The sequence below is a fragment of the Undibacterium sp. Ji49W genome (assembly GCF_049340205.1).
GTDB lineage: Bacteria > Pseudomonadota > Gammaproteobacteria > Burkholderiales > Burkholderiaceae_D > Undibacterium.
Map to the genome: position 1 here is coordinate 42,353 of NZ_JBMPOW010000028.1, position 23,849 is coordinate 66,201.

Below are 23,849 nucleotides of genomic sequence, written 5' to 3' on the forward strand. Positions count from 1 at the left end.
AGGCCCATGAAAGGAGAGTGGTGATTTAAACGCGGCATGTTTTCTCCTTTCGACAGTGGGTGCTGGATAAGCGGTGAATAGATTAGTCATGAATAGTAGCTTAGCTATTTTGCCGCTGGCAAGTTATTTTTAGTGTTGAAGCTGGTGCCTGTTTCAATAAACCTGATCTTATGGGTACAATTTGGATTGCTATAAATTGCACCAGGATGCTTCAACAATCTGATGCGCATCTTATAGAAAATACGACACAAACACGACACAAACACGATTAAGAAATCTTCGTGATCTCGAATTTACATCTTGCTGGCAGGCGAAAAACGACATGTTGAATTGGCTCAAAAATATTTTCTCTCCACCAGCAGCAATAGAAAAAGAGATACCCAAACCCGTAGGTCATACCGATCCGGCGCCGGTGGCCCCTACCGAAACCGCAGCCAGTTTTAAAAGCCGTGGCGATACCCATCTAGACCAGGGCGATTGGGCACGTGCCGCGGCACAATACAAGAAAGCACTGGAACTTAATCCAGATTTTGCTGAAGTGCATAATAACCTTGGCCTGGCGCTGATGCGGCAAGGTGAAAATGACCAGGCAAAACACCATTTGCAGCAAGCAGTCAGTATCAAGCCAGACATGTTTAATACCTATTACGTGCTGGGCATGCTGGCGCAGCAATTGGGGCAATTTGTTGAAGCCACCGATCATTTTGCCAAAGTCATTACTATTCGCCCGGATTTCAAGGAGGGATATATCGCGCATGCTGGGGCATTAAGTGATGCCCGTTTGTTTGACGCTGCGCTTGCCAGTTATGAACGCGCAATTGTCCTGGACCCTGCTGACCCGTCCGCTAACTGGGGCAAATCATTGGTACAGCTTGCCATGGGTGATTATGAACATGGCTGGCGGCAATATGAATGGCGCTGGAAAGATTTTGCCAAGGGTGTGGCAAGGCATTACCCCCCAGCCACGCTGGTTGGGCGATCTATCCATCAAAGACAAGACAGTGCTGATCTATCCAGAACAGGGTTATGGCGATGTCTTTCAGTTCTGCCGCTACATTCCCATGCTGGATACGCTTGGGGCACGAGTGGTACTGGAAACACCCAAAGAAATCATGGACCTGCTGTCTACATTGAAGGGTAATTTCACCATCGTCGAAATGGGCAAGCCATTGCCGCCGTTTGACTTCCATTGTCCAATGATGAGCCTGCCGCTGGCATTCAAGACCACGCTGGCAAGCATACCGGCGACAATTCCTTACTTGCACGCTTTGCCAGCCAAGCGCCAGGCCTGGTCACAAAAGCTGGGGCAAAAGAATAAACTGCGCGTTGGCCTGGTCTGGTCAGGTGGCTTCCGGGCAGATCAGCCAGATACCTGGGGTGTGAATGAGCGTCGCAATATGCCTTTGGCCAAACTGGCGCAGTTGAATATTCCCGGTGTCGATTTTTACAGCCTGCAAAAGGGGAGCGTAGCTGAAATGCAGCTCAAAGCGATACAGGGCACATCCTGGAATGGCCCTGCTATTATTGATTACACCAGCGAGATCAAAGATTTTTCTGACACCGCCGCCCTGGTAGACAATCTTGACATCATCGTATCCGTCGACACCTCTATGGTGCATCTGGCTGGTGCCATGGGCAAAACCACCTGGGTATTGAACAGGTTTGATTCATGCTGGCGCTGGCTGTCAAGCCGGACGGACAGCCCCTGGTATCCGTCGCTTACCTTGTTCACCCAAACCCGTCCTGGCGATTGGGATAGCGTGATCAGCGAAGTTAAAAACAAACTCGAAGCTACCGTGGGTGCGGCGAGTTAAGCCTCCTTGTTCACCTTAACGTAAAAATTTCTGTTTTTTTGAATCCAGTAACGCTCCCTATGCGTATCTGAAGTATTGGTCTTGCAAACCGATACTCATTTCACCTATAAGGAGCTCGCTATGAAACTGTCGAACCGTATCGCTGCACGTGTTACCGCCCTATCCGCCATACTGGCAAGTGCCTTCATTGCAGGATGCGCATCCATGTCACCCATGGCCGCTACCTACTCGCAAGATGCCCTGCCAGACGCAGTCAAAGTGCCCGCCGGCCATAAAGTAGCCATGCAAACCGTCGGTGTAGGTATGATCACCTATGAATGTCGCGCCAAAAAAGACATGGCAGGCCAATATGAATGGGCATTCGTCGGCCCCGACGCTGCATTGAACGACCGCAGTGGCAGTAAAATAGGCAAATACTACGGCCCACCAGCCACCTGGGAAAACATGGATGGCTCAAAAGTCACCGCCACCCAGGTCGCCGTCGCACCTGCCGGTACCGGCAACATCCCTTACCAGTTAGTCAAAGCCAACCCTGCCATGGGCAATGGCGCAATGACCGGCGTCACCTACATCCAGCGCGTAGCCACTAAGGGCGGCGTCGCACCAGCCAGCGCCTGCGATGCCGGCAATATGGGCAGCAAGCAGACTGTCAATTATCAGGCTGACTATATCTTCTGGAAGATGATGTAAGCTGACCAACCAGGTTGTTGGCTATCAAAAAGCCAGGCAAAGGTTTAGAACCTATGCCTGGCTTTGTGCTGTTTGTTGGCTTTGTATGGTTACAGCAGTATTTGCTATCTTGCCTTTCAGACTACCATATCGTCGTGCGTCTGCCGGGCCGTATTCATATCCGGATAAGGCTAGCCAAGCAATCCATCGTAAAAATTTGTGCAGCTATGTGCCGATCATGAGAAAATGCCAATAAGTCATCATCTCGCTTCTAATCTCGCGCACACCTGACGAATTTTTGTTGAGTAGCTCAACAACTAATATCTCAGTTTGCCTTGCGTGGCTGAATCATCAATACTCACATAATCAAATTCGAATGAAAGGTTTGCATCCATGGGTGCCAATGCCAGTGCTATACAAAAAATTTATATTGCGTACTTTAACCGTCCTGCGGACGTCGCCGGTTTGCAATACTGGGAAGGGCAACTTGACGCAAACAAGATTTCATTGGCGAGCCTTGCACAATCCTTTAGTGAGCAAGTTGAATACAAAAACACCTACGGCGGTAAAAATACTGCTGACGTAGTGACTGCCTTGTACAAGAACTTGTTTGGCCGTGCGCCGGACACTAGTGGATTAGGGTATTGGGTGGCTCAGATTGATAGCGGAACGATCACCCTGGGCAAGGCAGCTTTGGCCATCCTGAATGGCGCATCACCTATTAGCGATGATGGCATTACGATTGCCAACAAGCTCAATTACGCTGCGCAGTTTACCGCCAGTCTGGATACCACTGCAAAAGCCGCAAACTACAATACCTCGCTTGGATTTGAAGCCATGAAACTGGTGATGTCCAAAGTACTCGCTGGCGCACCCGTACCCTCACTGATCTCGCATTCCAGTTTGAACTTTCCTTCCGGTCAAAATACCGTGAACGCGAATGAAGCAATCAAAGGTTTAACGATAGACCTGGATCTTAAAGACCTGGCTGTTTCAGTAGGTTATAAACTTGAACTGACGGTTAACGGCGGACCGTTCTCTTCACCTGTCATACACACCGTAACCATGGCAGAAATACTGGCGCAAAAAGCCAGTATTTTGGTGCCTGGGGCGACTTTCTGGGGCGTTGATGGAGAGAAGCGCGTAGGCGTGAGGGTCAGCGATATTTTCGGTAATACCGGTGATATTGGCGCTGAAACCAGAATTCAGCTGGATACAGTGCCCCCGGCTGCGGCAAGTTCCTACGTGGAGCGAGTACTGCCTAATGATATTCGCCACATAGAAGTGACCATTCCGCAAGGGCAGTTGACTGGCGGACATGTCACTCTGGGGTCTACTGAAACAGATATTCTGGCAAGGGTCGATACTATTTCTGCGACAGACACAAAAATTGTTTTTGACTTGAATGCCCAGCAACTCAAGAACATGTATGACGGTAGGTATTACATCCGTGAATATGATCAAGCCGGTAATGTCACCAAATTCAGTATTCTGGATTTACCAAATGCCTTTTTGTTTGGAACAGATACCAAATTGACTGTTCCCAAAAATATCACTTATACCCCAGTAGGTGGAAAGGTCGTGATCAACTCCATCAATGCAACTAACACCAGCCTCATTGTCACGGCAGATATCGTGGCCGGTGAAGCGACAGGTGGCTATGCAGAGCTGAACATGAGTGGGTTTTCAGCATCCGACAAAGAAATTCTCGCAGGAGATACCAAGGTCACTTTTGAAATCAAAACAGATAGTGCCTTTGCGTTGAAAGCACTGCTGGCAGGTGGTGGTGTTGCTACTATTTCTTTGACTACTGCGGCAGGATCTGTTGCCCGATCTATTGAAACAGCGATATTGACGACCAGATACGTTGATGGAGAACCGATACAAGGAAGTCTGAGTGCGCCTACTGGCTTAAAAATCACGCCGCTAGGCGGGCAGGTGACAAATAGTGCTGCGGGAACCACCATCTTGAATGGCACCAATGTTGCGCTCTCTGCCGAAGCGACGATTGTTGCCGGGCAAGCCACAGCGGGTCGTGCTGAACTATGGATAGGTAACACACGTATCGCCACTGACGACCTTATTTCGATTACTGATACCAAGGTATTTTTTAGCATAACGTCGGCTCCGCTGGTTGCCTACAGCCCCAGGTATTTGCAATCCAATGTACCCCAGGGAGGTGTAGCCGTCGTCAAGCTGTTTGACCGCGCAGGCCATGAAATTGACAGTATAGGCAACCCGACTGTGATCACCAATTATTCGTCTTTGACTGGTTATGACGTTTCGCAAGATTTGTTTGCTTCGGGCCCAGTGCTGATTGTGGGGAGTCCACAGGAAATTGTGGTTTGATTGGGAATAAAGTCAGTTCAAGTGTTGTTCAGTTTGTGGGCAGCGCAAGTAAAACTTGCGCTGCATACCATTGAAAAGACTTTTAAGAAGGTAAAACGACCAACGCCTTTTCCACCAATCTTAACCTTTGAAAGCGTATAAGCTACTCCAAACGATTGCATGTTTTCATCAGTAAAGCCCACGCCATTGTCGATGACGTCAAATCCATCTACAGTCAGAGTGTCATCGCCTGCCTGTTGCGCCAAATCATGCGAGCCGATTAATTTAATGGTTATTTTGCAGTTTGAGTAGCCGCGCTTTGTTTCTTCGATAGCGTCGATCGCGTTTGAAATAGCTTCAAACAAAGACATGATCCCGCGCGAAGGCGCAAGATCCAACCTATCCGCTAGACCGCGAATATTTGCATCCATTTATTTCACCCCCATCATGTCGTTGCACGGATTTACTCCACCTAAAATTTTCGTCCATTCTGCGAATTCCTCTGCCAGGCAAAAAATGGAGTCAGGAATTCGCGCTATCGATGAGATATTTAGAAGAATATCCATAGATAAATTTGATATATAGAGGTAGGGTTCGGAGAGCGAACTACACATTAAAAAGTTGAAAGTCTTAATTGTCACTGACGCCTGCTTCAAAATCTAATTCGTCAAACTTAAACCTTTCCGCATTCTCTGGATATAAATCACACATCATAAAAATTTGATAGAATTCAAGAAGTTTTTGGCGCTCTACGGCAGGAAGGATTGACTTTAATTGCTTCCTTAGTCCGTTTACATCAGATCCAATTTTATCTACTGCTTCGGAAAGAACCTCTTCCAATCGCTCTTGTTTTCCGCGCCCTGTACGATGTTTGGCTTTATGAGCGGATACCGCATTTTTAAAAAGATAGTAGGAAAATATAAACGCGAAATTTTTCGCATTTGTTGCAGAAGCTAAGGCATTTGACGCCGTATTTAGACTCCCGTTTTTAATAAGAGACTTATAGAATGCGATAAAGCCGTCCGCCACATCCCCTGCTCTGACCACCTTCTCTGGTGCCAAAAGACCAAATACAGGACTTGCCTTGGTTATACTTGCTCCCTTTAATGCATACGCCGACTCACATGCTCCGCAAGCGAAAAATAAATTGTTCTTGCTTAAAATATTGATCTCTCTAAGCAATTCGAATACGGTAGACCACGCAATCGAACTGTGGTCAGGAAAAAAAAGAGAATCTTTAGATCCGTGGCCTTCAATATGAATTAAAGGAATCTGATCTTTCACAATCAAGTCAGTCTTTATACGACTAATGACCGCACGGAAGTCTTGCTCAGATTTGCATTTTTCCCTTTCACACACTAATCTGCTTTGTTCTTCTGAAATAAAGTCAACCACGTTTTCTTCAATAGCTCGTCCTGTCTGCAATTCAGAATCAGAAGTCAAATCAATTATTACGATTTTATCTGCAGAAAATCCAATATCACTCATAAATCTTTCTATCGTCTCAACAGAAATATATACTGGAGAACGAAAGGGGGATTTGGTAAAACCCCTAAATCGCCCCCGTAGTTAAGATAGATATTGGTGCTAAATATGCCAATGAAACTCAGTCTTTGACAGAAATGGCTGATTATTTACCCACCTGGAAAAAGCTTGAGCGTAAGTTATTCTTGCGTTCAGTTCAGGCTTTGGCGCATTTGGCTATCAATAACCAAAATACATTCCGCATGTACTGCGAGAGCTAAATTTAGAGATGTTTGAGTTAATGGCACGTGGCCAGTTGAAGATGGGATTGTCACTGGAACCAATCTCCCTTCAGTTGATGTTTCTATGACGCCCCAAACCACTCCGATAAGATTTACTTTGGTTCCTGGTGTGTATGAACCATCAGTCAATCTGAACATTGGAGTTTCGTATGAAAAGACTGGCGAACCGCTTGATCCATTGAAGGCAGCTACATCAATCAAAAAGTCTGATTTACCTTGATATTTCGCACATGGATGTGTTGCGGTCGAACCAATTCTAGAAATTGGCATGTTGTTGTAGTTATCAGCTAATCCTTTGGGATAGCCGATCACTAAAACTTGCTCAATGTCTCTTAGATTGGCTCTGTCATTTTCATCGGGTAGCCAAGTGGAGTCTATGAAAAAGCCTCGAATCTTGTGACCGGATTGGAAAACTGTGTTTGCCTGATTTGTTATATCTATTCCACAGAGATCAATATTCGGATCTGGGTGAGGATAAATATTGCCTTGAATTTGAACACTCAATAAATTGTCTGCTCTACCCTCAGGTTGATTCGCGTCGTTTAGATTATCGATGGACAGCGCAGTTGAAAGGACGAATTGCACTACATCTGCGTCTTTGACAACATGCTTGTTAGTTATTATTGATACTTTGGATCTATTTGTATTTTGATCCGTTACTTGATAGAAAAAACCAGTGCCCGTAGAAGTTGGGGCTTGTCCGTGTTTTCCTGCAAGAAGTTGCACTGTTGATCTAACAATTGCATGATCAACCGATTTGTTTTTAGCATCCATACTATATATCTAGTCGATTTGATAATGTGGGTAGTATATTATCAAATTGTAGATCGGGGTCGATAATTGTAGATTGGGAGCACAAAAGACAAAAGGCTTACATCGCTGTAAGCCTTTGTTTTTACTACTAATACTTGGTGGCCCGGGGCGGAATCGAACCACCGACACAAGGATTTTCAATCCTCTGCTCTACCGACTGAGCTACCAGGCCAAGACCAAGAATTATAGACATGTTGGGCGTGGTTTGCAAGCTTTTTCTGAAAATAGCTTTGCTGCGCTCTATGGCGGGGCTTTGATCTGGCGCATCGGGCGGGTGGATGGGCTTACCGTATAATGGGGTGATTATCCGGTTTTGGTGGTGGACTTATGTCAACTCAGATTTACGACACAGATATTTGCATCGTCGGTAGTGGTGCGGTGGGCAAGGCGGCGGCGCTGGGGTTTGCGCAGGCGGGTTTGCGGGTTAGTTTGTTGAGTGCAGGTGGTGTGCCGCCTGCGGCGGCAGACTGGGATGTGCGTGTGTATGCGCTGAACCATGTGGCCCATGATTTGCTGTGTTCATTGAAGGTGTGGGATGCGCTGGATTTGTCGCGCGTTGCGCCTGTGACTGCCATGCAGGTGCATGGTGGTGCTGAGGTGGATGCGGGCAAACTGGGTTTTGATGCCTATGGCGCGCATGCGAATGAGTTGGCTTGGATAGTTGAAGACAAGAATTTGAACCAGGCGCTGGATACGGCTTTGCGCTTTGCCCAAAACCTGACACAGGTACAGGGGCGTGCAAGGCAATTGGTGCAGGAAGCTGATAGCGCGCATATCGTGCTGGAAGATGGCAGTATCTTGCGCGCGGGCCTGATTGTAGGTGCTGATGGTGCACAGTCCTGGGTGCGGGGGGCTTGCGATATCGGGCTGGATTACCGGTCCTATAACCAGCAGGGCGTGGTGACGAATTTTGAATGTGAAAAGCCACACCTGGGCATAGCCCGCCAATGGTTTGTGCAGGAGCAGGGCATTATTGCCTTGCTGCCTTTGCCGGGTAATCGTGTTTCGCTGGTGTGGTCGGCGCCGGATGCGCTGGCGCAGACTTTGGTGAATGAGCCTTTGTCTGCTTTGGTCGAGCGTTTGATGCCATATTGTGGCGAAGGGCTCGGCGCCTTGCGCCCGGTTTTGCCAGAGGCGATACGGGCTTTCCCTTTGCGGTTGATACGGCCACACAGTGCCATTGCACAGCGGGTGGCTTTGATCGGTGACGCGGCCCATGCGGTGCACCCGCTGGCCGGGCATGGCATGAACCTGGGTTTTGCGGATGTGCGTGATTTGCTGAAGATAGTCAAAGAGCGTGAAGCCCACCGCGATTGTGGTGATGTCCGCCTGCTGGAACGTTATAAACGCGCCCGCAAGGAAGAGGTGTTATTGATGCAATTGACGACAGATGGCTTGGCGCGCCTGTTTGGGTCTGATCTGACACCATTGCGGGTAGTGCGTGATTTTGGATTGAACTTGCTGGATAAATTGCCGGTCATAAAAGGCAAGCTGATTGCCCATGCCATGGGCAAGTGATACGTCTGAATGCAGGCATATTCAAGCTGGCATACAATAGTAACAATTAAATTGCCTGTTGGCAGATCGTGAATTGAAAGATAGATAGTGATGAAAACATTGAAACAAGCCCTGCTGATGCTGGCACTTGGTATTGTTGGCCTGACCAGCGCAGCAGCCGAAACGCCGGTCGAAGCCACTGTGCGCAAACTGGTAGAGCCGCGCCTGGGCGAGGGTGTGAAGGTGGATTCTGTCACCAAGACACCGTATGCGGGTATGTATGAAGTGCGTATCGGGTCTGATATTTTGTACACCGATGAAAAAGCGCAGTATCTGTTTGTTGGCAATGTGCTGGATTCCAAGAGTGGCACTAACTATACCAAGCAGCGTACGGATGATCTGAGCAAGATAAAATTCTCTGATCTGCCGTTGGAATCTGCCCTGAAGATGGTCAAGGGTGATGGCAAGCGTGTGATTGCGGTGTTTGAAGACCCTAATTGCGGCTATTGCAAACAGTTCCGCAAGACGCTGGCTGGCATGGATAACATTACGGTGTACACCTTCATGTATAACATTCTGGCCGATGATTCCAAGGTCAAGTCAAAAAACATCTGGTGTTCTGCTGACCGCAACAAGGCCTGGGATGAATGGATGTTGCACGGCAAGGCAGCGCCAGAAGCCGCAGCCAACTGCAATACACCACATGAAAAAATTTATGCACTGGGCCAAAAATTGCGAGTAACTGGCACCCCATCCGTCTTCTTCGCTGATGGCACCCGTGTACCAGGTGCGATGGATGCAAAAGGCCTGGAAGCCCGTCTGGCTGCGGCTGCTGCGCCGAAGCCAAATTGAGCGGTATGTAAAACCCAGCTTTCAATCAATACATCTTCATTCCATGTCGTCACCCGCCATCTGGACCGGAATTTTACTGGCCGCAGGGCGGGGTCGGCGGTTTGATGCCAGCGGCATCGAAAACAAATTATTGCAAACACTGGCCAATGGCCAGACCGTGGCCAGCCAAAGTGCGCTGAACCTGTTGGCTGTTATGCCACATACTGTGGCTGTGCTGCGCCACGGCAGTGACATTTTGGCCGGACAATTGCAGGCTTTGGGTGTGCAATGCGTATTTTGTGATGATGCCGATGCCGGTATGGCGCATTCATTACAGGCGGCCTTGCGGGCCAGTGCCGGCAGCGCCGGTTGGCTGATTGCCCTGGCGGATATGCCGTTTGTGCAACCGGATACCATACTAAAGCTGCTGCATGCCTTGCAAAACGGCAAATACATGGTGGCACCGGTGCATGCTGGCCGCAGGGGTAACCCGGTCGGTTTCTCCAGCAAGTATCTGCCACAGCTATTGGCCCTGCAAGGTGATACTGGCGCCCGCCAGCTATTGCAAACTCCTGATCTGCATCAGATCAAGGTCGCCGACGCTGGCATTCACCACGATATAGACTTGCCACAAGACTTGCTGGCACCGCCCCTGTAGTGGTCTGGTTGTAATCTGGTGCACGTGCCGTTATGGCGGTATTCACATATTGATGTAAATAAAATATCTCAAGATGCATGAATATGACAAAATGCGCATCGTTTTGCCACAATGTTTTACCTTTGCAAGGGAACTTGCCGGAGCGAAAGCCTTACCTGATATATCTATACGGCCCATTTAGCCCTAGAATAGCGTTTTTCTTCGACCTGATTTAATGCAGGGATAGTAGTGCGGCAACCCAACTCTATGAATAATCTCAATCAGAAACTGGTAATACGTCTGGGCTTTTTGGGCCTGGTGCCTTTTGTCTTGCTGACACTGGCATGCTGGGTCGTGCATCCCGACTGGTTGGGTGATCTGATTAAGGCGCAGTTATATTACGGCATCGTGATTTTGTCTTTCCTTGGTGGCTTGCACTGGGGCGTGACGATCATGGCGGGCGGCAGTGATCATGAAGAAACCAAAAAAGCGTTGATCTGGGGTGTGATTCCTACCCTGATTGCCTGGTGTTCAATGATTAACATGCTGTTTGGCTTTGTGGTGCAGGTGGCGGGTTTTATCGCTGCTTACATTATCGACAAGCGTCTGTATCAGAGTTACGGTGTACCGCAGTGGTTTATTGAGCTGCGTTTGCAACTGACCCGCGTGGTCGTTGGGGCGCAGATATTTACCTTTATTGCCGCGAACGTGCGTAGCTATTCAGTTAGTTGATAGCTTAGTTAGTAGCTTACTTAATAGCTTCGCCAATAAGTCCCCCAAATAAGTCAGAAAACCAATTAATAAAGATTCGGAAAGATCGTTCAGAATGAAAAAAACGATAACTACAAAGAAGCAGGGGACAATCACCGCCGCATCTGCGCATGGCTTGCTGTATTCCATCGTGCCCAAAGATCTGGCGGGTCATCTTTACCAGGTCACATTGGACATTGCAGCGCCAGACGCTGCCGGGCAAGTCGTTAGCTTGCCGGTATGGATACCGGGCAGTTACATGGTGAGGGAATTTTCTCGTAACATCGTACAGATCAAGGCCAGTTCTGATGGTAAAAAAGTCGCGCTGAAAAAGCTGAACAAAAATACCTGGCAGGCAGCCCCATGCAAGACGACATTGCGCATCACTTATGAAGTGTATGCCTGGGATTTGTCGGTGCGCGCAGCACACCTGGATCAAAGCCACGGCTTCTTCAACGGCACCGGTGTGTTCTTGAGCGTGCATGGCCAGGAAATGAACCCGCATGTGGTTGACATCCAGCGGGCAGACGATGCTGCCTGCAAGACCTGGCGCGTGGCCACTTCCTTGCCGGAATTAAAAGCAAAACGTTATGGCTTTGGCACCTATGTGGCTGCCAATTACGATGCGCTGATTGATCATCCGGTTGAGATGGGTGATTTTGCCATGGCCACGTTTGAAGCACATGGCGTGCCGCATGATTTTGTCGTGACCGGCAAAGTCCCGAATATGGATATGGACCGCATCATTGCTGATGTGAAAAAAATCTGCGAAACACAGATTGCCCTGTTTGAACCACGTACCAAAAAAGCGCCGATGGACCGTTATGTGTTCATGACCATGGTCGTCGGTGAAGGGTATGGTGGACTGGAACATCGTGCATCAACCGCATTGATTTGCAACCGCACTGATTTGCCCCTCAAGCATCAGGCAGAAATGACAGATGGGTACCGTGGCTTTTTGGGTTTGTGCAGCCATGAATATTTCCATACCTGGAATGTGAAGCGCATCAAACCTGCGGCGTTTGCCCATTATGATTTGCAGCAAGAAAATTACACCAGCCTGTTGTGGTTGTTTGAAGGCTTCACCAGTTATTACGATGATTTGATGCTGGTGCGTGCTGGCGTGATTGATGAAGTAGCGTATCTGAAGCTGATCGCCAAAACCATCAACATGGTCACACGTGGTAGTGGTCGCACAAAGCAAAGCGTGGCTGAATCCAGCTTTGATGCCTGGACCAAGTATTACCGTCAGGATGAAAATTCGCCGAACGCCATCGTCAGTTATTACACCAAAGGTTCACTGGTAGGCCTGGGGCTGGACTTGACGATACGCGCAGAAAGCGCCGGCAAGAAATCGCTGGATGACGTCATGCGCGTGCTATGGCAAAAATTTGGCCGTGATTTCTATGAGCGCCTGCTGACGGGCAAGCAACAAGGTCTGGCAGAAAATGAATTTGAAGCGTTGGTCGAGGCAACAACCGGTGTGAATGTACGCCGCTTCCTGGACAGGCATGTACGCGGTACGGAAGATGTGCCACTGGCAGCCCTGTATGCAGACTTTGCGGTGTTGGTGAATGATGGCAATGCAAACAAAAAAGCCAGTCTCGGTGTTCGCGTGGTGCGTGATGGGAATGACTGCAAGATCGCCAATGCCCACGAAGGCCGCGCTGCCCATCTGGCCGGTTTGTCGGCCAATGATGTGTTGATGGCGGTCAATGGATTGCGATTAACGGCAGCAGATGCGGCAGACAGCCTGGCAACGGCATTAGGCCGTTATCGCGTTGGTGAAACGGTGCAGATACATGCCTTCCGCCGTGATGAACTGTTGACCGTGCAAGCCAAATTGCAAGGTGATGATGTGCCGGCGCTGTCGCTGTCCATACAGGCGCCAGCCAAGGGTGGCAGTGTTGTCAGGCCCAGTTTTCAAAAGCCGGGCAAGCGATAAACGCTAAAGATAAGCACTAAGATGCAATACAGCGAACCGCAATACAGACATCCTGTATTGCGGTTTTTTATTTCACGAGGACGCTATGCTGTTGAGCGCCGTCATGGCATCTGCCGGCAAGTTGATTTTTGCCGCCGCCAGGTTCTCCCGTAGATGTGAGACGGAAGATGTGCCGGGGATCAGAAGGATGTTTGGCGCACGTCTCAGCAACCAGGCAAGCGCCGTCTGCATGGGCGTAACACCAAGGCTCGCAGCCACGTCCGACAGAATGTTTGACTGTAGCGGATTGAAGCCGCCCAGCGGGAAGAACGGGACATAGGCAATGCCCGCACCGGCCAGATCATCGATCATGGCATCGTCGGCTCGGTGTGCCAGATTGTAGTGGTTTTGTACACAAACAATCTCGCAGATACCGCGCCCTTGCGCTACCTGCGTAGCAGTAACATTACTCAGCCCGATGTGGCGTACCAGGCCTTGCCGTTGAAGTTCTGCCAGAGCAGTGAGTGGAGCTTCAATCGAACCTTCGGCAGGGCCATGCGTGTCAAACATGATGCGCAGGTTGACGACATCAAGTGCATCGAGTCCGAGGTTGCGCAGATTGTCGTGGACCGCCTGGGTCAGATCCGTGCTTGAAAAAGCCGGAAGCCACGCGCCATCCGCCCCGCGCCGGGCACCAATCTTGGTAACGATTACCAGATCATCAGGGTAGGGCACAAGCGCCTCACGGATCAACTGGTTGGTCACATGGGGGCCGTAGAAATCGCTGGTGTCGATATGATTCACCCCGGAAGCAACAGCTTCACGCAAGACAGCCAATGCCGCATCGCGGTCTTTGGGCGGACCGAACACGCCTGGGCCGGCAAGCTGCATGGCACCGTAGCCAAGGCGCTTTACGGTACGATTACCCAGGGTGAATGTATTTGACTGATCGATTCTTGACATGGTCTATCTCCTTTAAGGTTCTACACAGGACTTACGCAAAATTGTCCCAGCAAGGCTATCGCCCTAGGAAACCTCCCTTGCAAGGGAGGTTAGTTTCGTTGGCAGACAACGTGTTGTCTGAAATCCCAACTACACCGTAGCGACGAAGACAGTACGGTCAGTACGGTTAGGAGCTACAACGCAGCTGGGGCGGTTTTGCGTAAGTCCAACTAAAGTGATCATGGTAGCCATTGTTGATGTTGCTGATAAGCCGGTATAATCAGTACGGGCTGTACGATATTATGCACAATGAATATTGACCTGAATGATCTGAACGCCTTTGTGGCGGTAGCACGTGCCGGCGGCTTTCGCGATGCCGCACGGGCGAGTGGCGTCAGCGCGTCGGGCTTGAGCGAGGCAGTACGCCGTCTTGAGACACAGCTTGGCGTCAGATTGCTGCATCGCACGACACGCAGCGTTGCACCGACCGAGGCTGGCAGGGGTTTGCTGACGCGCCTCGGGCCAGCGTTGAACGAAGTGGAAGCAGCGCTGGACATCGTGAATGGCTTTCGCGACAGGCCGGCGGGCACATTGAAACTGAATGTACCCGTCAGTGTAGCCAGACTGGTGTTACCCGCCATCGTTTCACCTTTCCTTGCGGCTTATCCTGATATCAAACTTGAGGTGGTCGCCGAAGAAAGCTTTGTCGATGTCCTGGCGGCGGGATGCGATGCAGGCATTCGTTATGGCGAGCGACTGGAACAGGACATGATCGCCGTGCCGATCGGACCTCGTTCCCAGCGCATGGCCGTCGCTGCTGCCCCGGCCTACTTTGATCAGCATGGTCGCCCGGAGCATCCGCGTGAACTGGTCAATCATGCCTGCCTGAGCGGTCGCTTTCCCAGTGGGACGGTGCCAGCATGGGAATTCGAGCGCAATGATGAGCTGGTACAGGTTGCCCCGGCAGGGCCGCTGATCGTGCGTATCGGTGGGGCCGTTGATCTTCTGGTTGACGCTGCAATCGCTGGTAGCGGCATCATCTGTCTTTTTGAGGACTGGTTGCGCCCGCATCTTGATAGCGGTGCACTGGAACCGGTGCTCGAACCCTGGTGGCAGCGTTTTCAGGGGCCTTTCCTGTATTACCCGGGGCGTCGTCTTATGCCCGCACCACTGAAGGCTTTTGTCGATTTCGTCAAGGCATCGGCTGATCCCACTTTCCCTGGTACGGTGACCAGGCACACCTGATCAGCCCGGGCCTTTATAGTGTGGCGAGTTCCATTGCAGAAAACATCAGTCAGCGTTGATGTTCAATCGCAAAAACCGCAAAGCTGAACTTTCTGGCGTATGATTTTGTCATAGCCCATCATCACACTCTTCGCCGCCTGCATGACTGCATCGCACTTTTACTTGTCGAAACCGGTATGGCAAAAGCCTGCTTATTTGCTTGGTATTGTCATCTTGCATGTGTTGTTACTGCTTTTTGTGCGCCAGGCCTTACAGAAAAATACCGGACAGTCGGAAGCCTACAGATATCTGGATGTCAGTTTTTTTGCCCCCGCACTGAAGGCGTTGCATCAGGTGCCGCCTCAGGTGCCACAAATACCTGCGGCCGCGACACCATCGCACCCCATCACTCAATTGCCACAGCGCTTGCGTAGTCAATCACGTGACAGCCAAAGCCAGGTATCAAACACTGCGCCATCGGCGATCAATCAGGCCAGCGAACATGAGGCATCAGGCGCTCCCATATCCGCAGCACATGATGCCATCTCATTGGACCTGGACAGTCTGCGAAAAGCCGCATTGGCCGAAGATAAAAAACACATGCGGTCTCAGGCCAATCGGGTACCCATAGCCGCAACTGCCGATTTAAAATTCGAAGAAAAATTTGGCAGGGATGTGCAGGAAGCCAAACGGAAAGATTGTCTTAACGCTTACTCAAACGGTGCGCGGGTAGGGAATGTGGCCATAGCGGGTTTGCTGGTAGCCGGGGTGATTGTGGCAGATACGGTAACGGGAAAAGGGTGCAAGTGGTGAAAGGGGTTTCGCAAAACTGAATTTGCAAAACCCCTGATGGTGCTTGAAGAGAGTGTTTGAAAAACAGCTAATCAGCCAAATACCTTCGCCAGTTCTTCCCCCGGGTTCTCAGCCCGCATGAAAGCTTCACCCACCAGGAAACCATGCACATTTGCTTCACGCATGCGGGTGACATCAGTGGCTGACATGATGCCGGATTCGGTAATCACCAGTTTGTCTGGTGTAATACGTGGCAGCAAGCCTATGGTTGTATCCAGCGATACTTCAAACGTGCGCAGGTTGCGATTATTAATACCCAGCATGGCGGTCTTCAATTTCAGGGCCGCTTCCAGTTCTTCCCCATCGTGCACCTCCACCAGCACACCCATGCCCAGTTCATGCGCACAGGCTTCCAGGTCGGCCATCAGACCGTGATCCAATGCCGAGACGATGAGCAAGATACAATCCGCCCCCCAATGCCTGGCCTGATAAACCTGGTAAGTATCGATCATGAAATCCTTGCGCAATGCTGGCAGGGTACAGGCAGTACGTGCCTGTTGCAGGTATTCCGGCGCACCCTGGAAGAATTGCACATCAGTCAGCACTGACAAACAGGCAGCGCCATGCTCTGTATAGCTTTGCGCAATCTCAGCAGGTTTAAAGTCGGGACGTAACACGCCCTTAGAAGGGGAGGCTTTTTTTACTTCGGCAATCACCGCTGCCTTGCCAGCCGCAATTTTGCCGCGCAAGCTGGCTTCAAAATCACGCAGGTCTGCACGTGCTTCCTTGTTCGATTCAACTTCTGCACGCAGGCTGGCAAAGGACTGGTATTTTCTGGCGGCAGCTACTTCATCGGCTTTGACTGCCAGGATTTTATTCAAGATGTCTGACATGGGCTTATTTCCCTAGTTGCTGGGTGACTTCAATAAACTGTTCCAGCTTGGCCTTGGCTGCGCCGGATGCGATAGCTGACTGGGCCAGTTTGACGCCTTCTGCAATCGACGTGGCTATGCCTGCCCCGTACAAGGCTGCACCCGCGTTCAGGGCGACGATGTCGGTAGCTGCACCGGGCACATTGCTCATCACTTCGAGTATCTTTGCTTTTGATTCATCCGCACCGGACACACGCAGATTGCGGTTGGACACCATCTGCAAGCCAAAGTCTTCAGGGTGGATATCGTATTCGCGAATCTCGCCATTTACCAGTTCACCCACCATGGTTGGTGCCCCGAGCGAGACTTCGTCCATATTGTCACGCCCCCATACCACCAGCGCATGTTGTGCCCCAAGGCGTTGCAGGACGCGGATTTGTATACCTACCAGATCAGGGTGAAACACACCCATCAAAATATTCGGCGCGCCAGCGGGATTGGTCAATGGTCCCAGGATATTGAAGATAGTACGTACACCCAGTTCACGTCGTACGGGTGCGGCATGTTTCATCGCCGCGTGGTGATTCGGCGCAAACATGAAGCCTATGCCGGTTTGTGCTATCGACTGGGCGATTTGTTCAGGCTTGAGATTGATGTTCGCGCCCAGAGATTCCAGCACATCAGCACTACCGGAAGAAGACGACACACTACGGCCACCATGTTTGGCAACACGCGCACCGGCAGCAGCGGTAACAAACATCGATGCGGTAGAGATATTGAAGGTATGTGCGCCATCGCCACCCGTACCTACGATGTCGATCATGTTGGTGGTATTGGCCAGCGGCACCTTGGTCGAAAATTCACGCATCACTTGAGCTGCTGCGGTGATCTCGCCTATGCTTTCTTTCTTGACGCGCAGGCCCATGGTCAGCGCGGTGATCATGACTGGCGACATTTCGCCACCCATCAGTTTGCGGAACAGGAACAGCATTTCATCGTGAAAAATTTCACGGTGTTCTATCAGGCGTGTCAGTGCTTCTTGTTGAGATATGGTCATGATGCTGTTCCAGTCAAAAAGTTTTTCAGCAGGGCGTGGCCATGCTCGGACAAGATGGATTCGGGGTGGAATTGCACGCCTTCGAGATTAAATTCCTTATGGCGCACACCCATGATTTCGCCGTCATCTGTCCAAGCTGTCACTTCCAGGCAATCTGGCAGGCTGGCGCGTTCTATCGCCAGGGAGTGGTAACGGGTAATCGTGTAAGGGCTGGGCAAATTCCTGAAGACGCCAACGCCAGTGTGGGCAATCGCAGAAGTCTTGCCATGCATGACTTGCTTGGCGCGGATAACCTTGCCACCAAATGCTGCACCTATGGCCTGGTGACCAAGACACACACCGAGAATAGGCGTTTTGCCAGCAAAGCGTTCTATCACGGCGATGGAAACACCAGCCTCAGCCGGTGTACAAGGGCCGGGTGAAATGCAGATGTGATCAGGTTTCAGCGCCTCGATTTCAGCAATCGTAATTTCATCATTACGGTAGGTACGTACATCTTCACCCAGCTCGGCAAAATACTGCACCAGGTTGTAGGTGAAGGAATCGTAGTTGTCTATCATCAGTAGCATTTAAATCTCTCCATCCAGGCCGTCTTGCACTTGTTCTGCCGCACGTAATACTGCGCGCGCCTTGTTTTCGGTTTCTTGCCATTCCATTTCGGGTACCGAATCAGCCACCACGCCTGCGGCTGCCTGTACGTACAACATGCCGTCTTTCAAGACGCCGGTGCGTATCGCAATCGCCAGATCCATTTCGCCGCCGAAGGACAGATAACCGCAGGCACCGCCATAAATGCCGCGTTTGACGGGTTCGAGTTCATCGATGAGTTCCATTGCCCTGACCTTGGGCGCACCAGACAATGTGCCTGCCGGGAAGGTGGCTTTCAATACATCGAGGTTGGACAAATTGGCTTGCAAGACACCCTCTACATTCGAGACGATGTGTTGTACGTGCGAATATTTTTCGATGACCATCTGGTCGGTGACCTTGACGCTGCCAGTCTGGGCGATGCGGCCTATGTCGTTGCGGGCCAGGTCTATCAGCATGACGTGTTCGGCGATTTCTTTCGGGTCGGCCAATAATTCTTTTGCCAGTGCGGCATCACGTTCTGGTGTGGTGCCGCGTGGGCGGGTGCCAGCCAGTGGACGTATAGTGACTTTCTTGCTGCCGTCATTCAGGCTTTCATTGCGCACCAGAATTTCTGGGGATGCGCCTATGATTTGCATGTCGCCAAAATTATAAAAATACATGTACGGCGAAGGGTTCAGCGAACGCAGGGCGCGGTACAGCGATAGCGGTGAATCGACATAGGGTTTTCTGATGCGCTGGCCCACCTGCACCTGCATGAGGTCGCCTGCCATGATGTATTCCTTGGCTTTTTCTACGGCCTTCAGGTAATCATCCTTGGCGAAGTCGCGTATAGTTTCTGTGCGGACAGACGCCGATGTGACCGGCGCATCAACGCTACGGCGCAGCATGGCGCGCAAGTCTTTCAGGCGCTGGCGGGCTTTGGACCAGGCTTCCGGCTGGGTCGGGTCGGCATACACGATGAGGTAGAGTTTGCCGGATACATTGTCGATAACGGCCAGCTCTTCCGTCAGCAATAACTGGATTTCTGGCAAGCCCAGATCATCTTTCGGTGCTTTGCCAGCCAGGCGTTTTTCTACATAACGTACAGCATCGTAGCCGAAGTAGCCAGCCAGGCCACCGCAAAAACGTGGCAGGCCAGGGCGCAGGGCAACCTTGAAACGGGACTGGAATTCAGCAATGAAATCCAGCGGATTCATGTCATGGCTTTCTATGACCTGGCCGTTTTTCAGGACTTCGACTTTTTCACCAAAACTGCGTACCAGCGTATTGGCAGGCAAGCCTATGAAGGAATAGCGGCCAAAACGTTCGCCACCCACGACGGATTCAAGCAAGAAAGTATTCTTGCCCGCATTCTGGGTTTGAGCGAGTTTCAGATACAGGGTGAGCGGGGTTTCCAGATCGGCGAAGGCTTCCGCAATCATGGGGATACGGTTGTAGCCTTGCGCGGCCAACGATTTGAATTCGAGTTCGGTCATGGTTTTCTTTCAACCGCCTGCCTGCTCCTGAAACTTGTGCACGCGTCTGCAACAGCAGCCAGCAGCGCACGCAAATTCGCTCAAGAGAGTATGGACGGGTAAGACAAATTGATATAACAAGCAAGAAGATGTGCTGGGGATGTGCACAGCCACTCGCGGCATTCGTGGTTTAACAGAATTGCCAGCGTCGCCATAGCCAGGCCTCAAAAGTGCCTGGAGTGATCATGGAACGTTTGTTATCGATGAACATTCGTTATGTGAATGGTTTGAAAGTCAATGAGAGTTTTTCGCCGACAGCAGTTGTGCTGCTACCAACAGGGTTTCGACTATACCATCACTTTGAATATTTTGTACAGCTTCACCGTGGTTGTATCCATACGGCACGGTCAGGACCGGACAACCTGCTGCGCGTGCAGCAATTGCATCATTGCTGGAATCCCCTATGGTCAGCACTTGTGATGGTGGCAGACCCAGAACCTTGCAGGCTTCCAGCATGGGCAGGGGATCAGGTTTCTTTTTTGCAAAGCTGTCGCCGCCATAGACTTGTCCAAAATAATGGAATATTTCCTTCTTTTGCATCAGTGGCAAGGCAAAGGCCAGTGGTTTATTGGTGACACATACCAGGCGCAGCCCCAGGTCGCGCATGGCTTGCAAGCCTTCATGTACCTGTGGGTAAAGCTGACTGTGGTTGCCATTGATGAGCAGATAATGGCGCTGGTAAGCCGCCAATGCATCATCGAAGCGGGTTGCTACGCCATCCGCATCAAAATCCAGCGACAAGACTTGCTGGATCAGATTTTCAGAGCCCTTGCCCACCATGGTCTTGATGACATCCAGCGTCAGCGGTGCCAGTGTAAAGTCCTCACGCATGTGGTTGATGGCGACCAGAAAGTCTGGTGCGGTATCTATCATGGTACCGTCAAGATCAATGATGGCGGCTTTGATGTGGCTGAACATGGTGGGGGCGATCAGATATAGGCTTTCCGCCTGGCGTGGCGAAAAGCCTGGAGGTGAAATTGAGGATTAAACCTTGGACAACTCAAGGCGCATGGCATCAATGATGGCCTTGTAGTCGGGTTTACCAAAAATGGCAGAACCGGCAACAAAGGTATCGGCACCGGCACGGGCGATCTCTGCGATGTTCTCGATTTTGACGCCGCCATCCACTTCCAGCATGATGTCGCGGCCAGATTCATCGATGATCTTGCGGGCTTGTGCGATTTTCTTCAGCGTATGCGGGATAAAGGTCTGACCACCAAAACCAGGGTTGATCGACATGATCAAAACGATATCGATTTTGTCGATGACGTTTTCCAGTACATGCAAGGGCGTGGCGGGGTTGAATACCAGGCCAGCCTTACAGCCGTGGTCACGTATGGTTTGCAGGCTGCGGTCTATATGTTCAGATGCTTCCGGATGGAAGGTGATGATATTGGCACCAGCCTTGGCAAAATCGGGGATGATACGGTCCACAGGTTTGACCATCAGATGCACATCGATAGGCACCTGCACATGCGGGCGTATCGCTTCGCACACCATGGGGCCTATGGTCAGATTGGGCACATAATGATTGTCCATGACATCAAAATGGATCATGTCAGCGCCTGCGGCGACGACATTGCGGACTTCTTCTCCCAGACGGGCGAAATCGGCAGACAATATACTGGGAGCAATACGGAAAGTAGTCATGTTGGAATCGTGCTTGAAAAAGATATGCTATTTTACCTTGTGAGGGCAAGCGGCTGTTGTCTTCGTCTGGCACAATGAACATAGTTCATCTTGAAAGAAAATTATGGCAGCGTATGAAATAAGTGTATCGGTGGCCACACAGTATCTGAAAGACCAGTCCGATCCTGAGCAAAACAATTTTGTTTTTGCCTACACCATCACCATCAAAAATACCGGCACCGTGGCAGCCCAGGTGATTTCCCGTCACTGGATCATCACGGACAGCAAAAACCATGTAGAAGAAGTCAAGGGCCTGGGTGTTGTTGGCCATCAGCCCTTTCTGGCGCCGGGGCAAAGCTTTGAATACACCAGCGGCAGTTCCCTGAAAACGCCACAGGGCAGCATGAAAGGCAGCTATTTCTGCGTGGCAGAAGACGCGCATCGCTTTGAGGCAGACATCCCCGAATTTGTTTTATCCTTGCCGCGCACTCTGCATTAATCCGGCTTATTGCGGATTGTCGCTATCCTGGGTTTGCTCGACTGGTTTTTTATCTTCTTTGGGTGGTGTTTCTGGCGCACGGCCTTGAAACATCGTCCACCAGACGATAAAAATCAGTATAAACATCGCAACGCCTGCTTCCAGTGCCAATAGCCACATCGCATTCACCTCGTTAAATAAATTAGGCGCATTGTACCTGCTTCACAGCAAGCCCTTGCCTGGCGCATTACAATACACTTATCGGCATTTGTGCTGCATATCCCTACACAATACCCTACACAATATATATATATATCAGGAGCATCCATGACTTACGAATGTATTTTGACTGAAACCCGTGACAAAGTCGGCTTGATCACCCTGAATCGCCCCAAGGCCATGAATGCGCTGAACGATCAGCTCATGGATGAACTTGGTCTGGCACTCAAGGCTTTCGACAAGGACGAAAACATCCATTGCATCATCCTGACAGGCAGTGAAAAAGCCTTTGCCGCCGGTGCCGACATTGCTGCCATGGTGGGCTATAGTTTCATGGATGCGTATAAAGATGACTACATCACCCGCAACTGGGAAACCATGCGCCAGATCCGTAAGCCAGTCATTGCTGCCGTTGCCGGCTATGCTCTGGGCGGTGGTTGCGAAGTCGCCATGATGTGTGACTTCATCATCGCTGCTGAAAATGCCAAATTTGGCCAGCCAGAAATCAAGCTCGGCACTTTGCCTGGTGCTGGCGGCACACAACGTTTGCCACGTGCGATCTCCAAATCCAAAGCCATGGACATGTGCCTGACTGCACGCATGATGGATGTGGTCGAGGCGGAGCGTGCTGGCCTGGTGTCCCGCGTCGTACCTTTGGATAAGCTGATGGAAGAAGCTTTCGCAGCAGCGAATGTGATCGCTTCCATGTCTCTGCCCATCATCATGATGGCTAAAGAGTCAGTCAACCGTGCTTATGAAACCACGCTGTCAGAAGGCATACAGTATGAGCGCCGTTTGTTCCAGGCAAGCTTTGGTACTGAAGACCAGAAAGAAGGCATGCAAGCCTTCCTGGAGAAACGTCCGGCGGTATTCAAGAATAAGTAATTTGTGTTTAGTTATATAAAGGCTATACAGAAGAGGCGCGTCATACATATGACGCGCCTCTATAAATTAAATCGCATCTATGCAGTTTTAAAAAAATACATCTCATTCGCGAAGCAAAGCCAGCATTTTGCAGAGCCGTGCAAACTCCTTCCCCTTCAAGGGGAAGGTCGGGATGGGGATGGGTTTCGGTCGATGAGCGAATTGCAATCAATATAGACTCCCCCGCCCCGTCGCTCCTGCGCAGGCAAGAGCCCAGCGTCGCCTGTTGATGAGCGGCGAGGCAAGCTACCCAGTCATACGCCAAACACCAAGAATAGTAGGGTGCGCCACGCGCACCATTTAATTACGTATATACGCATATATATAAGACACCCGCTCACCCCCAAAAGCCGGTGCGCGGAGCGCACCCTACAAAACCAGCGCCCCCACGCCAGCCTGCCAAAGAACAATCTAAATAATTCCCGCAAAGCACTTGCAAAGAAGGGTGAAGGTTTGCTATAGTTCGCCTCCCGCTGAAGAGCGGGGAGAAATGAAGCGAAGTAAAGCTGGCGAAATGAGCGATTGAATAGATTGCGGAATAAGCCGGTAGCTGTGAATGCCGTGCAACAGTTTAAGTA

Annotated in this window: 24 protein-coding genes and 1 tRNA gene; 13 read left to right on the forward strand and 12 right to left on the reverse strand. The window is 50.6% G+C overall.

Annotated elements, in window-relative coordinates:
- Positions 1 to 322 precede the first annotated feature (322 nt).
- The 4 genes from ACO0LK_RS25550 to ACO0LK_RS25565 all read left to right on the forward strand — a co-directional run bounded on the left by ACO0LK_RS25550 (position 323) and on the right by ACO0LK_RS25565 (position 4,832).
- Positions 323 to 1,141, forward strand: coding sequence for a tetratricopeptide repeat protein (locus tag ACO0LK_RS25550; RefSeq protein ID WP_422980149.1), 819 nt, complete (start codon positions 323 to 325; stop codon positions 1,139 to 1,141).
- Positions 1,113 to 1,814, forward strand: coding sequence for a hypothetical protein (locus ACO0LK_RS25555; protein WP_422980151.1), 702 nt, complete (start codon positions 1,113 to 1,115; stop codon positions 1,812 to 1,814). Before ACO0LK_RS25550 ends, ACO0LK_RS25555 begins: the two co-directional genes overlap by 29 nt.
- 120 nt (positions 1,815 to 1,934) lie before the next feature.
- Positions 1,935 to 2,504 carry a DUF3455 domain-containing protein gene (locus ACO0LK_RS25560; protein ID WP_422980153.1) on the forward strand — a complete coding sequence of 190 codons (570 nt, stop codon included), beginning with the start codon at positions 1,935 to 1,937 and terminating at the stop codon, positions 2,502 to 2,504.
- 372 nt (positions 2,505 to 2,876) lie between these two features.
- Positions 2,877 to 4,832 carry a DUF4214 domain-containing protein gene (locus ACO0LK_RS25565; protein ID WP_422980155.1) on the forward strand — a complete coding sequence of 652 codons (1,956 nt, stop codon included), beginning with the start codon at positions 2,877 to 2,879 and terminating at the stop codon, positions 4,830 to 4,832.
- A gap of 17 nt (positions 4,833 to 4,849) precedes the next feature.
- On the opposite strand, the gene ACO0LK_RS25570 is transcribed toward ACO0LK_RS25565, so the two are convergent.
- The 4 genes from ACO0LK_RS25570 to ACO0LK_RS25585 form a co-directional block, all read right to left on the reverse strand.
- Positions 4,850 to 5,242 carry an ATP-binding protein gene (locus ACO0LK_RS25570; RefSeq protein ID WP_422980157.1) on the reverse strand — a complete coding sequence of 131 codons (393 nt, stop codon included), beginning with the start codon at positions 5,240 to 5,242 and terminating at the stop codon, positions 4,850 to 4,852.
- 199 nt (positions 5,243 to 5,441) lie between these two features.
- Positions 5,442 to 6,299, reverse strand: a complete 858-nt coding sequence (locus ACO0LK_RS25575; RefSeq protein WP_422980159.1) for a hypothetical protein — start codon at positions 6,297 to 6,299, stop codon at positions 5,442 to 5,444.
- A 188-nt stretch (positions 6,300 to 6,487) separates the two neighbouring features.
- The gene (locus tag ACO0LK_RS25580) at positions 6,488 to 7,351 is read right to left on the reverse strand and encodes a S1 family peptidase (protein WP_422980161.1); all 864 of its coding nucleotides are present in this window, start codon (positions 7,349 to 7,351) and stop codon (positions 6,488 to 6,490) included.
- 135 nt (positions 7,352 to 7,486) lie between these two features.
- A tRNA-Phe gene (locus ACO0LK_RS25585) sits at positions 7,487 to 7,562 on the reverse strand.
- 155 nt (positions 7,563 to 7,717) lie between these two features.
- Here ACO0LK_RS25585 and ACO0LK_RS25590 point away from each other — a divergent pair.
- The 5 genes from ACO0LK_RS25590 (at position 7,718) to ACO0LK_RS25610 (ending at position 13,050) form a co-directional block, all read left to right on the forward strand.
- On the forward strand, positions 7,718 to 8,908 hold the full coding sequence (locus ACO0LK_RS25590; protein ID WP_422980163.1) for an FAD-dependent monooxygenase: 1,191 nt from the start codon (positions 7,718 to 7,720) through the stop codon (positions 8,906 to 8,908).
- A 90-nt stretch (positions 8,909 to 8,998) separates the two neighbouring features.
- The gene (locus ACO0LK_RS25595) at positions 8,999 to 9,739 is read left to right on the forward strand and encodes a DsbC family protein (RefSeq protein WP_422980165.1); all 741 of its coding nucleotides are present in this window, start codon (positions 8,999 to 9,001) and stop codon (positions 9,737 to 9,739) included.
- A gap of 43 nt (positions 9,740 to 9,782) precedes the next feature.
- Positions 9,783 to 10,376: a nucleotidyltransferase family protein gene (locus tag ACO0LK_RS25600; protein ID WP_422980167.1), complete on the forward strand. Its 594-nt coding sequence runs from the start codon at positions 9,783 to 9,785 to the stop codon at positions 10,374 to 10,376.
- Positions 10,377 to 10,622: 246 nt separating this feature from the next.
- On the forward strand, positions 10,623 to 11,087 hold the full coding sequence (locus ACO0LK_RS25605; protein WP_422980169.1) for a DUF3429 domain-containing protein: 465 nt from the start codon (positions 10,623 to 10,625) through the stop codon (positions 11,085 to 11,087).
- A 94-nt stretch (positions 11,088 to 11,181) separates the two neighbouring features.
- Complete coding sequence (locus tag ACO0LK_RS25610; protein ID WP_422980171.1) at positions 11,182 to 13,050, forward strand: M61 family metallopeptidase; 1,869 nt, start codon at positions 11,182 to 11,184, stop codon at positions 13,048 to 13,050.
- A gap of 72 nt (positions 13,051 to 13,122) precedes the next feature.
- On the opposite strand, the gene ACO0LK_RS25615 is transcribed toward ACO0LK_RS25610, so the two are convergent.
- The gene (locus ACO0LK_RS25615; protein WP_422980173.1) at positions 13,123 to 13,992 is read right to left on the reverse strand and encodes an aldo/keto reductase family oxidoreductase; all 870 of its coding nucleotides are present in this window, start codon (positions 13,990 to 13,992) and stop codon (positions 13,123 to 13,125) included.
- A gap of 288 nt (positions 13,993 to 14,280) precedes the next feature.
- Here ACO0LK_RS25615 and ACO0LK_RS25620 point away from each other — a divergent pair, with 288 nt between their 5' ends.
- Together ACO0LK_RS25620 and ACO0LK_RS25625 are read left to right on the forward strand one after the other, a co-directional pair.
- Positions 14,281 to 15,216 carry a LysR family transcriptional regulator gene (locus ACO0LK_RS25620; RefSeq protein WP_422980175.1) on the forward strand — a complete coding sequence of 312 codons (936 nt, stop codon included), beginning with the start codon at positions 14,281 to 14,283 and terminating at the stop codon, positions 15,214 to 15,216.
- Positions 15,217 to 15,357: 141 nt separating this feature from the next.
- On the forward strand, positions 15,358 to 16,008 hold the full coding sequence (locus ACO0LK_RS25625; protein WP_422980177.1) for a hypothetical protein: 651 nt from the start codon (positions 15,358 to 15,360) through the stop codon (positions 16,006 to 16,008).
- Positions 16,009 to 16,079: 71 nt separating this feature from the next.
- Here the strand turns inward: ACO0LK_RS25625 and trpC are convergent, their stop codons facing one another.
- The 6 genes from trpC to rpe form a co-directional block, all read right to left on the reverse strand.
- Complete coding sequence (gene trpC / locus ACO0LK_RS25630) at positions 16,080 to 16,880, reverse strand: indole-3-glycerol phosphate synthase TrpC (protein ID WP_422980179.1); 801 nt, start codon at positions 16,878 to 16,880, stop codon at positions 16,080 to 16,082.
- A gap of 4 nt (positions 16,881 to 16,884) precedes the next feature.
- Positions 16,885 to 17,916 carry an anthranilate phosphoribosyltransferase gene (trpD, locus tag ACO0LK_RS25635; protein ID WP_422980181.1) on the reverse strand — a complete coding sequence of 344 codons (1,032 nt, stop codon included), beginning with the start codon at positions 17,914 to 17,916 and terminating at the stop codon, positions 16,885 to 16,887.
- Positions 17,913 to 18,485, reverse strand: coding sequence for an anthranilate synthase component II (locus ACO0LK_RS25640; RefSeq protein ID WP_422980183.1), 573 nt, complete (start codon positions 18,483 to 18,485; stop codon positions 17,913 to 17,915). The genes trpD and ACO0LK_RS25640 overlap by 4 nt, the downstream gene beginning before the upstream one ends.
- On the reverse strand, positions 18,486 to 19,982 hold the full coding sequence (gene trpE / locus ACO0LK_RS25645) for an anthranilate synthase component I (protein WP_422980185.1): 1,497 nt from the start codon (positions 19,980 to 19,982) through the stop codon (positions 18,486 to 18,488). It abuts the gene before it with no gap.
- 273 nt (positions 19,983 to 20,255) lie between these two features.
- Entirely contained in the window at positions 20,256 to 20,939 is a 684-nt protein-coding gene (locus ACO0LK_RS25650) for a phosphoglycolate phosphatase (protein ID WP_422980187.1), read from the reverse strand.
- Positions 20,940 to 21,005: 66 nt separating this feature from the next.
- Positions 21,006 to 21,671, reverse strand: a complete 666-nt coding sequence (gene rpe / locus ACO0LK_RS25655) for a ribulose-phosphate 3-epimerase (RefSeq protein ID WP_422980189.1) — start codon at positions 21,669 to 21,671, stop codon at positions 21,006 to 21,008.
- A gap of 103 nt (positions 21,672 to 21,774) precedes the next feature.
- On the opposite strand from rpe, the gene apaG reads away from it, so the two are divergent.
- Positions 21,775 to 22,149, forward strand: a complete 375-nt coding sequence (gene apaG / locus ACO0LK_RS25660; protein WP_186950773.1) for a Co2+/Mg2+ efflux protein ApaG — start codon at positions 21,775 to 21,777, stop codon at positions 22,147 to 22,149.
- Between the two features lie 6 nt (positions 22,150 to 22,155).
- On the opposite strand, the gene ACO0LK_RS25665 is transcribed toward apaG, so the two are convergent.
- The gene (locus ACO0LK_RS25665; protein ID WP_186950772.1) at positions 22,156 to 22,308 is read right to left on the reverse strand and encodes a hypothetical protein; all 153 of its coding nucleotides are present in this window, start codon (positions 22,306 to 22,308) and stop codon (positions 22,156 to 22,158) included.
- A gap of 147 nt (positions 22,309 to 22,455) precedes the next feature.
- Between ACO0LK_RS25665 and ACO0LK_RS25670 the strand changes: the two genes are divergently transcribed.
- Positions 22,456 to 23,232 carry an enoyl-CoA hydratase gene (locus ACO0LK_RS25670; protein ID WP_110258199.1) on the forward strand — a complete coding sequence of 259 codons (777 nt, stop codon included), beginning with the start codon at positions 22,456 to 22,458 and terminating at the stop codon, positions 23,230 to 23,232.
- Positions 23,233 to 23,849: the final 617 nt, after the last annotated feature.